This is a genomic window from Kitasatospora misakiensis (genome assembly GCF_042656005.1).
Classification (GTDB): domain Bacteria; phylum Actinomycetota; class Actinomycetes; order Streptomycetales; family Streptomycetaceae; genus Kitasatospora; species Kitasatospora misakiensis.
The window spans coordinates 31,724-45,062 of record NZ_JBHSOF010000044.1; the positions used below are offsets into that span (position 1 = coordinate 31,724).

Genomic DNA, 13,339 nt, shown 5'->3' on the forward strand with positions numbered 1-13,339 from the left:
TGCTCCCCGTTCCAACGAAGCGAACACGCACGCCGATCATCAGTACTTGCCAGTCACCGCCGGCCCACCGGGGCCGTCCGCGTTCTTCGCGACCGCGTTGACCGCCGCCGTCTGGTGTTCCTCGTTGTTGCCGTAGCTGCCCGCCGTCTGCGCGACCGCCTGGCTCATCTTGTCGATCTGCTCCGCGAACGTCTTCGAGAGCTGCGCGATCGCCGCGTGCGTCCGGTCGTACGCGGCCATCAGTTCCGTGGACTCGTGGAAGCCGGTGCCGAGGTTGCCGGCGCTGAGCTTCTGTTCCTTGATCTTGTGCTGCGCCGCTTCCGAGCCCTCCAGCGAGGCCAGAAGCGCGTCGACCTTCTTCTTGAAGTTGGTGAGCGTGTCGAGCTCGATCTTGACGTCCTTGGAGCCGAACGCCGCCACCAGCGCGGTGGCACTGACGTCGACCTGGACCTGGCCGACCACGCGGCCGATCAAGCTTCTGTCCAGCGTCCACGGCTTCACCTCGCCGTTGGGGCCTTCGGCCCAACCTGCGCCGCCCGGTCCAGCCTCGCTTGGCACAGCAATCCACCTCTCCCCCGTGTGCGCCGCGCCCGCGGGTGGCGCGGCACGACACACCGTCAACTACTCGGTCCCGCCGGCCGTACGGGCCGGTCGGGTCCACCAGTCAGGTCCATCGGTCGTTCCGGTGGAACCGGCTCGGGGTGTGGGACCCGCTCCGATCCACCCGGCGAAGCCGTCCACCCCTCGGGACGGACGGCGCCTCAATCATCGTAGCCACCGCCTCCGTCGGTCGGGCAGGGCCTATGGCCCGCTTGTACGCGATCGGTACGAACTTGACACGTGCACCCCCGAGAAACCCGCCGAGTCCCCACCGAGCACCCCGCAAACCGCCTGACGGGCCCCGTTAGACTGGCCGGGCCCGGCCATACCGGGCATGACCTCCTCTGCCGCGCAGCGTCGCACAGCAGCGACCCGGGCCGCCGCCCAGCCCCGCCACCCGCCGGGCCCGGCCCCGCCGCGGATCGGACGGCCCCATGACGCCCAGTGCCCCCAGTGCCCCCGTCGACGCCCCCTGGTGGGCCCGTGCCGCACGCCCGGCGAGGCCGCCGCTGCCGTGGGCGCCGATGGCGCGGGCCGCGCTCGGCATGGCGGTGGCGCTCGCCGCCGGGGTGCTGGCGCACCGGGTGGACCTCGGGGTGTTCGCCGGGCTGGGCGCGATGCACGCGACCATGAACGACCGGGTCGAGCCGGTCCGGCTGCGGGCCCGGCGGATCGCCTCGGCGGTGCTCGCCTCGGCGCTGGGCATGCTGATCGGGACCTCGCTCCAGCACGGCCAACCGGGCGGCTTCGCCGTGGGTGCCGCGCTGACCGGGACGGCGTTCGTCTCGGGCGCGCTGAGCGCGACGGGGCCGCGCGGATCGGCGGCGGGGCTGCTGCTGCTGGTCTCGGCCTCGCTCGGCAGCGGTATGCCGCTGCCGCACCCGTGGTGGGCGGCCTCGGTGGCGCTGCCGGCGGGGGCGGTGCTGGTGTTCCTGCTGGGTCTGCCGCTGCCCGGTCGGCGGGCTCCGGGAAGCGACCCGGGTGCCCGCGCGCTCGCCGCCGTGTACGACGCCCTCGGCCGGGTGCTCACCGACCTGGGGACCCCGCAGGGTGCGGCCTCCCGCCAGGTGCTGACGGCCCGGCTGAACCAACTCCAGGACGTACTCCCGCCGCCCGCGCCCACGCCCGCACCGCCGCCCACGCCCACCGCCCGCGTCCACACCATGTACCGGGCCGCGCTCGCCGCCACCGAGGCGGCCACCGGCCTGCTCTGGGCCTGGCGGCCGGTGCCGCCCGAGGTCGCCGCCGTACCGGGGTTGCTGGCCCGCGCGGTGGAGCGCGGCGGCGGCGAGGTGCGGGTGCCGGACTGGGCGCCGGACACGCCGTCCCGGCAGGCCCTGGACGCGGCGCTGCGCGCGGCGGCGGCGACGGTCGCGGGCCGGGAGGCCGCGCTGGGCACGGCGCCCGCCCCGCCGCCGGACCCGTGGCGGCTGCGGGTGCGGCTGGTCTCGCCCGGGGCGGCCCGGTACGGGGCCCGGCTGGCGCTGTGCATCGCGGTGGGCGTGGCGCTCACCGCCGCGCTGCCGCTGAGCCGGAGCTACTGGGTGCCGATGACGATCGCCTTCGTCCTGAAGCCGGACCTCGGCTCGGTGTTCCTGCGCGCGGTGAGCCGTTCGGTGGGGACGGTGCTCGGGGTGGCGGTGACGGCGGCGGTGCTGTTGCTGGCTCCCGGGCCCTGGGCGCTGGTCGCGATCGGCGCGCTCTGCGTGGCCCTGCTGCCGTACGCGACGGCGGCGCACTACGGGCTGAACACCGTGGTCATGACGCCGATGGCGCTGGTCCTGCTGCAACTGGGCGGGCATGACGGCGCGGCCGAGTTCTGGCCGCGGGTGCTGGACACGGTGCTGGCCAGCGCGGTCGTGCTGCTGTTCGGCCATCTGCTCTGGCCGGAGCGGCCGCGGCACCGGATCGAGCCGCGGCTGGTGTCGGCGGCCACCGCGCTGAAGGCCTATCTGGCCTCGGTCGCGCGGCAGGACGAGCCGGAGCCGCGCGCTGAGGTGTGGCTGCGGCGGACGGCCTACCGTGCGCTGGCCGACGCCCGCGCGGAGGTGGAGCAGGGGCTGGCCGAGCCGCCGCCGACCGGGCGGCTGGCCGCCGAGTGGCTGCCGGCGACGGCCGCGCTGGAGCGGCTGAGCGGCGCGGTGGCGGCGTTCGCGGCGCAGCGCCGGTACGGCGGGCGGGTGCCGGACCGGGCGGAGGTGGCGCGGGTCGGCCGGGCCCTGGACGAGCTGACGGCCGCGGCGCGCGCGCATCGTCCGCCGACCGTGGCGGCGGCGCGTCCGACCCGGCCGCACGACCCGACGCGCAGTGCGCTGGGCCGTGCGGCGGACGAACTGGACACCCTGCTCTCCGGCACCCGGAGCAGCCCCTCCTGAGCGACCCACGCGCCCCGGCCGACCCGGAACGGTCAGACCTGCTCGGCCAGCTCCAGCCAGCTCATCTCCAGTTCCTCCTTCTCGTCCCGGACCGCCCGCAGCCGGCTGTCCAGCTCGGCGACCTTGGAGAAGTCGGCGGCGTGCTCGGCGAGCTGGGCGTGCAGCTTGGACTCCTGCTCGTCCAGCTTCGCGATCTGCCGCTCCAGCTTCTGCAGCTCCTTCTTCGCCGCCCGCAGGTCCCCGCCCGACAGCGCGGGCGCCGCGGCCTCCCCGCCGGCCGCCGGAGCGGCCACCCCGGCGGAAGCCGCGGCGGAGGCGGCGGCAGCGGCCGCCATCGCGGCCCGCCGCTCCAGGTACTCGTCGACGCCGTTCGGCAGCATCCGCATCCGCCGGTCGCCGAGCAGCGCGTACGTCACGTCGGTGGTCCGCTCGATGAAGAAGCGGTCGTGGCTGATGACGATCATCGAACCGGGCCAGCCGTCGAGGAGGTCCTCCAGCTGGTTGAGCGTCTCGATGTCGAGGTCGTTGGTGGGCTCGTCGAGGAAGAGCACGTTGGGCTCGTCCATCAGCAGCCGGAGCAGCTGGAGCCGGCGCCGCTCGCCGCCGGACAGGTCGCCGACCGGCGTCCACTGCTTGTCCTTGCCGAAGCCGAACTGCTCGCAGAGCTGGCCGGCGCTCATCTCCCGGCCCTTGCCGAGGTCGACCCGGGAGCGGACCTGCTCGACGGCCTGGAGCACCCGGGTGGCCGGGTCGAGCTCGGCGACCTCCTGGGAGAGGTACGCCAGCCGCACCGTCTTGCCGACCTTGACGACGCCCGCGTCGGGCTGGATGTCGCCCTCCGAGGCGTACGCGTCGCGCAGCGCCCGCAGCAGCGAGGTCTTGCCGGCGCCGTTGACGCCGAGCAGGCCGATCCGGTCGCCGGGGCCGAGCTGCCAGGTGACGTTCTCCAGCAGGAGCTTCGGGCCGGCCTTCACCGTGACGCCCTCGACCTCGAAGACGGTCCGTCCCAGGCGCGCGTTGGCGAACTTCATCAGCTCGCTCTTGTCGCGCGGTTCGGGCACGTCGGCGATCAGCGCGTTGGCGGCCTCGATGCGGTAGCGCGGCTTGGAGGTGCGGGCCGGGGCGCCGCGGCGCAGCCAGGCGAGCTCCTTGCGGGCCAGGTTCTGGCGCTTCTGCTCCTCGGTGGCCTCGATGCGGGAGCGCTCGGCGCGGGCGAAGACGTAGTCGGAGTAGCCGCCCTCGTACTCGTGGACGGAGCCGTGCTGGACGTCCCACATCCGGGTGCAGACCTGGTCGAGGAACCAGCGGTCGTGGGTGACGCAGACGAGCGCGGAGCGGCGGTTCTGGAGGTGCTGGGCGAGCCAGGCGATGCCCTCGACGTCGAGGTGGTTGGTGGGCTCGTCGAGGACGATGAGGTCGGGCGAGCCGAGCAGCAGCTTGGCGAGGGCGATCCGGCGGCGCTCGCCACCGGAGAGCGGGCCGATGACGGTGTCCAGGCCGTCGGGGAAGCCGGGCAGGTCGAGGCCGCCGAAGAGGCCCTCGATGATGTCGCGGATCCGGGAGTCGCCGAGCCACTCGTGGTCGGCCCGGTCGGCGATGACCTCGTGCCGGATGGTGGCGTCCGGGTCCAGCGAGTCGTGCTGGGTGAGGACGGCCATCTCCACCCCGCCGACGTGGGTGATCCGCCCGCCGTCCGGCTCCTCCAGCTTGGCGAGCATCCGGATCAGGGTGGTCTTGCCGTCGCCGTTGCGTCCGACGACGCCGATCCGGTCCCCCTCGCTGACGCCGAGGCTGACCCCGTCCAGAAGGGCCCGGGTGCCGTAGACCTTCGTGACGGACTCGATGGTGGCGAGGTTGACGGCCACGTGTGCTGCGCTCCTGGGTTCGACAGGCCGGGCTCGGCGGAGTCCGGATTCTCCCCAGCCTAGTGGGCCCGCCCCGGGTCCCCGCGCGCCCGACCGGACGGCCGCCGCTCCCCGCCGGGCCCCGCGTCCCTAGGGCCCTACGCCCCGCCCGCCACCGCCGCGCCCGGCACCGGCCCGTACGTGGCGTGCGCGGCCCGGCAGCTGCCGGAGGCCCGCAGCGCGGCGGCGACGGCCTCGGCCGACTCGGCGTCCTTGGCCAGGAAGGCGCAGGTCGGGCCGGAGCCGGAGACCAGGGCCCCGATCGCCCCGGCCTCGGTGCCGGCCCGCAGGGTGGCGGCGAGGGCCGGGCGCAGCGACAGCGCGGCCGCCTGGAGGTCGTTGGTCAGCGCGGCGGCCAGCGCGACGGCGTCGCCGTCGGCGAGCGCGGCGAGCAGCGCGGGGTCGGCGTCGGGGGTGCGCACCTCGGTGTCGGCGGAGCCGGTGCCGGCCTCCTCGCGCAGCCGGTCGCACTCCCGGAAGACGGCGGGCGTCGAGAGGCCGCCGTCGGCGACGGCGAAGACCCAGTGGTAGCTGCCGGCGACGGGCAGCGGCTCCAGGATCTCGCCCCGGCCACGGCCCAGGGCGACACCGCCGACCAGGGCGAACGGCACGTCGGAGCCGAGTTCGGCGGCGAGCTCCAGCAGCACCTCGGTCGGCGTGCCGAGCCCCCACAGCGCGTCGCAGGCGACCAGCGCGGCAGCGCCGTCGGCGCTGCCGCCCGCCATGCCGCCGGCCACCGGGATGGCCTTGGCGATGTGCAGGTGGACGTCGGGCGCGGCGAGGCCGTGGTGGGTGGCGAGCAGCCGGGCGGCGCGGGCGGCGAGGTTGCTGTCGTCCAGCGGGACGGCCTCGGCGTCCGGCCCGGTGCAGCTCAGGGTGACGCCCGTGCCGGGCCCGCCCGCCGTCGCGGTCACCTCGTCGCCGAGGGCGACCGCGAAGAAGACGTTGGCCAGGTCGTGGAAGCCGTCGGCGCGCAGGCCGCCGACCCCGAGCTGGACGTTGACCTTGGCGGGCACGCGTACCGTGACGCTCACTGGGAAACCCTTACTCCGGCTTGTGTTCGGCGATGGCGGCGAACTGCTCGACGGTGAGCATCTCGCCGCGCAGCTTGTGGTCGATCCCGGCGGCGGCGAGCGCCTGCTCGGCCCCGGCGGCGGAGCCGGCCCAGCCGGCCAGCGCGGCCCGCAGGGTCTTGCGGCGCTGGGCGAACGCGGCGTCGACGACCGCGAACACCTCGTCCCGGCTCGCGGTGGTGCTCGGCGGGTCGCGGCGGACCAGCGAGACCAGCCCGGAGTCGACGTTGGGGGCGGGCCAGAAGACGTTGCGGCCGATGGCGCCGGCCCGCTTCACCTCGGCGTACCAGTTGGCCTTGACCGACGGGACGCCGTAGACCTTGTTGCCCGGCTTGGCGGCGAGCCGGTCGGCGACCTCGCTCTGCACCATGACCAGGGTCCGCTCGATGCTGGGGAAGGTGGCGAGCATGTGCAGCAGCACCGGCACGGCCACGTTGTACGGCAGGTTGGCGACCAGCGCGGTCGGTGCCGGGCCGGGCAGCTCGGTGACCACCATGGCGTCGCTGAACACCAGGTCGAAGGCGTCGGCCTTGCCGGGCATCCGGGCGGCGACGGTGTCCGGCAGGTGTTGGGCCAGCACCGGGTCGATCTCCACGGCGGTGACGTGCCGGGCGACCTCCAGCAGCGCGAGGGTCAGCGACCCGAGCCCGGGTCCGACCTCCACCACCGCGTCCTCGGCGGTCACCTCCGCGGCCCGGACGATCCGCCGCACGGTGTTGCCGTCGATGACGAAGTTCTGCCCGCGCTGCTTGGTCGGCCGGACGCCGAACGCGTCGGCCAGCGCCCGGATGTCCGCGGCGCCCAGCAGATGATTGTCAGAGGTGGGGTCGGTGGTGCTCACCCGCCAAGGATACGGGCGCGGCGGGCGCTCACGGCTCGACGACCGCCGCGAGGTCGATCTCCACGGGGTACGGCGCCGAGGTCAGTACCCGAAGGCCCGCGCCGTGTTCGCGGCGACGGCCGCCGACAGCTCGTCCTCGTGCAGTCCCAGCGTGTCCGCCATCGACCGCACCGTGACCGGGATCAGGTACGGCGCGTTGGGGCGGCCCCGGTAGGGGTGCGGGGTGAGGAACGGCGCGTCGGTCTCGACCAGGATCCGGTCGAGCGGGGTGACGGCCAGGGCGTCCCGCAGCGGCTGGTTGGCCTTGAAGGTGACCGGGCCGGCGAAGGAGAGGTACCAGCCGTGCTCGGCGCAGACCTTGGCCATCTCCGCGTCGCCGGAGTAGCAGTGGAAGACGGTCCGCTCGGGGGCGCCCTCCTCCAGCAGGACGGCGATGACGTCCTCGTGGGCGTCCCGGTCGTGGATCACCAGGGCCTTGCCGTGCCGCTTGGCCATGTCGATGTGGCGGCGGAACGACTCCTTCTGGATCTCCACGCCCTCCGGACCGGTGCGGAAGTAGTCGAGGCCGGTCTCGCCGACCGCGCGGACCTGCGGCAGCGCCGCGAGCGCGTCGATCTCGGCGAGCGCCGCGTCGAGCGCGGCCTGCCCGCCGGGCTGCCGCCGCTGCCCGGACCAGCCGTCGGGGTCGCCGAGGAAGATCCGCGGCGCCTCGTTGGGGTGCAGGGCGACGGCGGCGTGCACCTGCTCGAACCGGGCCGCCAGTTCGGCGGCCCAGCGCGAGCCCGGCACGTCGCAGCCGACCTGGACGACGGTGGCCACCCCGACCGAGGCGGCGCGGGCGAGCCCCTCCTCCGGCGTGCCGGACTGCATGTCCAGGTGGGTGTGCGAGTCCGCGACCGCCACCGCCAGCGGGGCCGGCAGCGGCGGCGGGGTGGACCGCTCGTCGTCCTTCTTCGGCATCAGTCGTCGTCCTTCTCTGCCACAGGGGCGGACCTCAGGGGTGGCCTCAGGAGGCCGGCTTCTCTTCGAGTCGCGGGAACAGGATCTCGCCCTTGGTGACGGTGGTCCCGACGGGCAGCAGGCCCCACTGGGCCGCACCGGCGACGGTCTGGTCGGCGAGCGCGCCCAGGCCCTCGGCCGCGCCCAGCGAGAGCCAGAGCTTCTCGGCGGTGGCCGGCATGACCGGGTTGAGCAGCACGGCGGTGGCGCGCAGCGACTCGGCGGCGGTGTAGAGGATGGTGGCCAGTCGGGCCCGGCCCTCGGCCGAGTCGTCCTTGGCGACCTTCCACGGCTCCTGCTCGGTGAGGTAGCCGTTGACCTGCTTGACGAACTCGAAGATCGCCGCGAGCCCGCCGGCGAAGTCCAGTTCCTCGCCGATCTTCCGGTCGGCGGTCCCCACCGCCGCCGCGAGGCCGTCCGCGACGGCCTGCTCCGCGTCGCCGTGGGCGGTCGAGGCCGGCAGCGCGCCGTCGAAGTACTTGCCGACCATGGCCGCCACCCGGGAGGCGAGGTTGCCGAAGTCGTTGGCCAGCTCGGAGGTGTACCGGGCGGTGAAGTCCTCCCAGGAGAACGAGCCGTCGGTGCCGAACGGGATCGCCCGCAGGAAGTAGTAGCGGTACGCGTCCACGCCGAAGTGCGAGGTCAGGTCGGTGGGCGCGATGCCGGTCAGGTTGGACTTGGACATCTTCTCGCCGCCGACCATCAGCCAGCCGTTGGCGACGACCCGCTTCGGCAGCGGCAGGCCGGCGGCCATCAGCATGGCGGGCCAGATCACCGCGTGGAAGCGCAGGATGTCCTTGCCGACCAGGTGCACCGAGGCCGGCCACAGCTCGGCGAACCGCTCCGGGTCGGCGCCGTAGCCGGCCGCGGTGATGTAGTTCAGCAGCGCGTCCACCCACACGTACAGGACGTGCTTCTCGTCCCAGGGCAGCGGGACGCCCCAGTTGAAGGTGGAGCGGGAGATGGAGAGGTCCTGGAGGCCCTGCTCGACGAAGCGCAGCACCTCGTTGCGGGCCGACTCGGGGGCGATGAAGCCGGGGTTCGCGGCGTAGAACTCCAGCAGCTTCGGGCCGTACGCGGAGAGCTTGAAGAAGTAGTTCTCCTCCTCCAGCCACTCGACCGGCTTCTTGTGGATCGGGCAGAGCTTCTCGCCCTCGGTGGCGCCGTCGAGCAGTTCGGCGGGGAGCTTGTACTCCTCGCAGCCGACGCAGTACGGGCCGGAGTAGCCGCCCTTGTAGATCTCGCCCTTGTCGTACAGGTCCTGGACGAACTCCTGCACCCGGGCGGTGTGCCGCTCCTGGGTGGTGCGGACGAAGTCGTCGTTGGCGATCTCCAGGTGCTGCCAGAGCGGCTTCCAGGCCTCCTCGACCAGCTTGTCGCACCACTCCTGCGGGGTGACGCCGTTGGCCTCGGCGGTGCGCAGGATCTTCTGACCGTGCTCGTCGGTGCCGGTCAGGTACCACACCTTCTCGCCGCGCTGGCGGTGCCAGCGGGTCAGCACGTCACCCGCCACGGTCGTGTACGCGTGGCCCAGGTGGGGGCGATCGTTCACGTAGTAGATCGGGGTGGAGACGAAGTAGGCGGGGGTGGTGCCCCCGTCGGTGCTCTGGTCTGCAGTGGCCGCCATGGTCCGCAAGCTTAGGCCCTGATCCGGCCCCGACCGGCGGCGGGCCCCGGCCGGGAACACCACGGGCCGGCGGTCCGGGCACCGCCCGGACCGCCGGCCCTCGACCCACCTCGGTCCCTCGACCGCCGTCGGCGTCAGCCCCGCATCCGCGCCCAGAACCGCGCCCAGCGCCCGCCCGACGGGGCGGTCCGCACCGGTCCGGGCGGACCGGCCGGCTCCGCGTGCGCCGGGTACCCGGGGGCGTGCTGCCACGGCTGGTCCGCGACGGCCACCCGGCCCGCGCGCATGATCCGCACGGTGTGGCCTCCGCAGCCCGGGCAGGTCGGCTTGAGCAGCGGCGACGGCACCCGGACTCCGTTGGCGTGGTACTCGATCACGACGTGCCCGTCCCGGGCCACGTGGTGCTCGATGTCGTAGGCCTGCTCCCAGCCGTACCCGCAGCTCAGGCACGCGAAGGAGTAGGCCTCCCGGACGGTCTCGACGGGAGTGGGCGTCCGGCCGCTCGGGCCGGTACCGCTCGGGCCGGGGTCGCTCAGGGCGTTGCCACCGCGGGGGCTACCGATCGTCTCGCTCATAGCCGTCTCCCAGCGCCCGCCGGGCGCTCACCCGGCTGGGTCTTTCCATCCAGGAAATGCCCGGAACGTCCCCGGCGACGCCCGCCTTGTGAAGTCTTGGAGGGGGATTGGGAAGCCCTATACGAAAGGGCGGGTCCTGTCCGAAAACCTCGACCGAAGCTTCAGCTCGACGGGCGTTTACCCGGGGCCTTCTCTCCAAGGTACGCGTCCGCGGCCCCCGCGGCACCTCGCCCACGAACCGTACGTACCCGCAGCTCAGACGCCTGCCGCAGGCGCGTCCCAGGGGTCAGCCGACGGTCCGGCCCGCGCCGCCCGCGGTGGCGTTCTTGGCCGCCACCACCGCGTCGAAGACCTCCCGCTTGGGCAGCGAGAGTTCGGCCGCGACGGCCGCGATCGCCTCCTTGCGACGCTCGCCGGCCTCCTCCCGCACGGCCACCAGCCGGGCCAGCTCGGCCGGGGTCAGCTCCTGCGGCGCGGCCGGCGGCGCGCCCGCCACGACCACGGTGATCTCGCCCCGGACGCCCTCGGCCGCCCAGGCGGCCAGCTCGCCGATCGGCCCGCGCTTGACCTCCTCGTAGGTCTTGGTCAGCTCGCGGCAGACGGCGGCGGGCCGCTCGGGGCCGAACGCCTCGGCCATCGCGGCGAGCGCCTCGGCGATCCGGTGCGGGGCCTCGAAGAAGACCATGGTGCGCGGCTCGGCGGCGACGGAGGCCAGCTGCCGGGCCCGGTCGCCGTTCTTGCGTGGCAGGAAGCCCTCGAAGGTGAACCGGTCGACGGGCAGTCCGGACAGCGCCAGCGCGGTGAGCACCGCGGACGGCCCCGGCACCGCGGTCACCTTGACGTCGGCCTCCACCGCGGCGGCCACCAGCCGGTAGCCGGGGTCGGAGACGGACGGCATCCCGGCGTCGGTGACCAGCAGGACGCGGGCCCCGCCGAGCAGCGCCTCGACGAGTTCGGGGGTGCGCCCGACCTCGTTGCCCTCGAAGTAGGAGACCACCCGCCCGGCCGGGGTCACCCCGAGCGCCTGGGTGAGCCGGCGCAGCCGCCGGGTGTCCTCGGCCGCGATGACGTCTGCGGTGGCCAGCTCGGTGAGCAGCCTGGGCGGGGCGTCCGCGACGTCGCCGATGGGGGTTCCTGCCAGTACGAGTACTCCTGTCACGGGCCCCATCCTTCCAGCAACCGGCCGCCCGGCGCTTTTGGTGACGATTCGGGCAGCTTCGGAGGGAGCCGTCCCGCGGTCGTGACGCACCCCTACCATGTGGCGGATGAACGGCGACACGGCGGCGCAGACGCCCACTGGTACAGACCTCACCGCGCGGGGTGGCGTCGGCGGTCCGGCCCTGGCGGACCGGCCGTCGCCCGCTCTGCCGGGTCAGCGCGACCCGGCGGGCGAGGGCGCCCCCGGTGCGGACGCCGCGGTCGGCTCCGCCCCCGGTGCGGACGGCTCCATACCCGTCCCGCCCCCGGCACCCGTCCCGCCCCCGCCGCGCCCCGCCTGGCTGCGCGGCCTGGCCCGGTTCGGCTACGCCCCGGCCCCCGCCGCGACCCTGGCCGAGCGCCTGGTCCCGCCGATGCCGGACGGCCCGGGCGTCACCCCGAAGCGGGTGCCGCCCTCCCCCCTGCTGCTCCGCCTGGGCCTCGCCCTGCCGGAGCCGCTGTGGTCGTGGCTCTGCCGCTGGGCGGGCTGGCTCGGCCCGCTCGCGGTGACGCTCTTCGCCGGCCTGCTGCGGTTCACCGACCTCGGCTCGCCGGACGCGATCATCTTCGACGAGACCTACTACGCCAAGGACGCCTACGCGCTCTGGCACGGCGGATACGAGATCAGCTGGCCGGACGGCGCCAACGAGCAGATCATGGGAGGCGGCCCGGTCCCGTACCGGAGCAACCCCTCGTACGTGGTGCACCCGCCGGTCGGCAAGTGGATCATCGGCGCCGGTGAGCAGCTGTTCGGGATGAACCCCTTCGGCTGGCGGTTCGCGGTGGCGCTGCTCGGCACCCTGTCGGTGCTGATGGTGGCCCGGATCGCCCGCCGGCTGTTCCGCTCGACCCTGCTGGGCTGCGTGGCGGGGCTGCTGCTCGCGGTCGACGGCCTGCACTTCGTGATGAGCCGGTCCGCGCTGCTGGACCTGGTGGTGATGTTCTGGATCCTCGCCGCCTTCGGCTTCCTCCTGCTGGACCGCGACCGGACCAGGGCCCGGATCGCCGCCCGGCTGACGGCGCTCGGCGACGGCGGCCCGGACGCGGGGCTCGCCCACCGGCTCAACCTGGGCTGGCGCCCCTACCGGATCGCGGCCGGCGTCTGCGTCGGCCTGACCTGCGCGACCAAGTGGAGCGGCCTGTACGTGGCGGCCGCCTTCGGCCTGCTGACGGTGCTCTGGGACGCGGGCTCGCGCCGGCTGGCCGGCGCCGACCGCCCCTACCGGTGGACGCTGGTCCGGGACGCGGTGCCGGCCTTCGTCTCGGTCGTGGTGGTCTCGGTGGCCGTCTACCTCACCTCCTGGTGGGGCTGGTTCGCCAGCAGCACCACGCCGAACCAGGGCGGCTACGGCCGCGACTGGGCGGTCGGCCGGTCCACCGACTACCCGTGGATCCCGGAGGGCCTGCGCGCGCTCTGGCACTACCACTCGACGGTCTACGACTTCCACACCCATCTGAGCGACCCGCACACCTACCAGTCGAACCCGTGGAGCTGGCTGGTGCTGGGCCGGCCGGTGTCCTTCTTCTACGAGTCGCCGAAGCAGGGCACGGCCGGCTGCACCGTGAACGAGTGCGCCCGCGAGGTGCTCGGCATCGGCACCCCGCTGCTCTGGTGGACCGGGGTGATCGCCCTGGTCTACTGCCTGTGGCGGTGGGCGGCCCGGCGCGACTGGCGGGCCGGCGCGGTGCTCTGCGGCCTGGCCGCCGGCTACCTGCCCTGGTTCGCCTACCAGCAGCGGACGATCTTCCTGTTCTACGCGGTCTGCTTCGTGCCGTTCCTGGTGCTCGCGGTGACCATGCTGCTCGGTGCGCTGATCGGGCCCGCCGGCTCCTCCCGGGACCGCCGGATCATCGGCGGGGCGGCGGCCGGCCTGGTGGTCCTGCTGATCATGTGGAACTTCCTCTTCTTCCACCCCCTGTACACGGGCGAGACGATTCCGATGGACGACTGGCGCCGCAGGATGTGGTTCAACACCTGGATCTGACGGCGGACGGCCCGGGCGGCGGAGCTGGGGGCGGAGCGTACCGGAGTGGTGTGCGACACGTACCAGATCCGTCACAAGACCCGGCCATTTCGTCGGCGTACGGAGTCCGGCTGCCTAGGCTGGGCTCCGAACGCGCATCCGGCCACCTCCGGCTGCGGCCGAT

Annotated in this window: 10 protein-coding genes; 2 read left to right on the forward strand and 8 right to left on the reverse strand. The window is 74.1% G+C overall.

The genetic code is table 11. The features are described 5' to 3' along the window. Positions 1 to 39: 39 nt before the first annotated feature. Positions 40 to 474, reverse strand: coding sequence for a hypothetical protein (locus ACFP3U_RS27580; protein ID WP_380228409.1), 435 nt, complete (start codon positions 472 to 474; stop codon positions 40 to 42). A 560-nt stretch (positions 475 to 1,034) separates the two neighbouring features. Between ACFP3U_RS27580 and ACFP3U_RS27585 the strand changes: the two genes are divergently transcribed. Beyond that, positions 1,035 to 2,975 carry an FUSC family protein gene (locus ACFP3U_RS27585; protein WP_380228410.1) on the forward strand — a complete coding sequence of 647 codons (1,941 nt, stop codon included), beginning with the start codon at positions 1,035 to 1,037 and terminating at the stop codon, positions 2,973 to 2,975. 32 nt (positions 2,976 to 3,007) lie between these two features. Here the strand turns inward: ACFP3U_RS27585 and ACFP3U_RS27590 are convergent, their stop codons facing one another. The 7 genes from ACFP3U_RS27590 to rsmI form a co-directional block, all read right to left on the reverse strand. Continuing rightward, the gene (locus tag ACFP3U_RS27590; RefSeq protein WP_380228411.1) at positions 3,008 to 4,840 is read right to left on the reverse strand and encodes an ABC-F family ATP-binding cassette domain-containing protein; all 1,833 of its coding nucleotides are present in this window, start codon (positions 4,838 to 4,840) and stop codon (positions 3,008 to 3,010) included. Positions 4,841 to 4,977: 137 nt separating this feature from the next. After that, the gene (locus ACFP3U_RS27595) at positions 4,978 to 5,913 is read right to left on the reverse strand and encodes a 4-(cytidine 5'-diphospho)-2-C-methyl-D-erythritol kinase (protein WP_380228412.1); all 936 of its coding nucleotides are present in this window, start codon (positions 5,911 to 5,913) and stop codon (positions 4,978 to 4,980) included. Positions 5,914 to 5,923: 10 nt separating this feature from the next. Next, positions 5,924 to 6,793 carry a 16S rRNA (adenine(1518)-N(6)/adenine(1519)-N(6))-dimethyltransferase RsmA gene (gene rsmA / locus ACFP3U_RS27600; protein ID WP_380228413.1) on the reverse strand — a complete coding sequence of 290 codons (870 nt, stop codon included), beginning with the start codon at positions 6,791 to 6,793 and terminating at the stop codon, positions 5,924 to 5,926. An 81-nt stretch (positions 6,794 to 6,874) separates the two neighbouring features. After that, complete coding sequence (locus ACFP3U_RS27605; RefSeq protein ID WP_380228414.1) at positions 6,875 to 7,753, reverse strand: TatD family hydrolase; 879 nt, start codon at positions 7,751 to 7,753, stop codon at positions 6,875 to 6,877. A gap of 46 nt (positions 7,754 to 7,799) precedes the next feature. Continuing rightward, positions 7,800 to 9,419, reverse strand: a complete 1,620-nt coding sequence (metG, locus tag ACFP3U_RS27610; protein WP_380228415.1) for a methionine--tRNA ligase — start codon at positions 9,417 to 9,419, stop codon at positions 7,800 to 7,802. A gap of 134 nt (positions 9,420 to 9,553) precedes the next feature. Beyond that, positions 9,554 to 9,994, reverse strand: a complete 441-nt coding sequence (locus ACFP3U_RS27615) for a hypothetical protein (RefSeq protein WP_380228416.1) — start codon at positions 9,992 to 9,994, stop codon at positions 9,554 to 9,556. 286 nt (positions 9,995 to 10,280) lie between these two features. Then, entirely contained in the window at positions 10,281 to 11,153 is an 873-nt protein-coding gene (gene rsmI, locus ACFP3U_RS27620; RefSeq protein ID WP_380228417.1) for a 16S rRNA (cytidine(1402)-2'-O)-methyltransferase, read from the reverse strand. 106 nt (positions 11,154 to 11,259) lie between these two features. On the opposite strand from rsmI, the gene ACFP3U_RS27625 reads away from it, so the two are divergent. Continuing rightward, the gene (locus ACFP3U_RS27625; protein ID WP_380228418.1) at positions 11,260 to 13,176 is read left to right on the forward strand and encodes a dolichyl-phosphate-mannose--protein mannosyltransferase; all 1,917 of its coding nucleotides are present in this window, start codon (positions 11,260 to 11,262) and stop codon (positions 13,174 to 13,176) included. Positions 13,177 to 13,339: the final 163 nt, after the last annotated feature.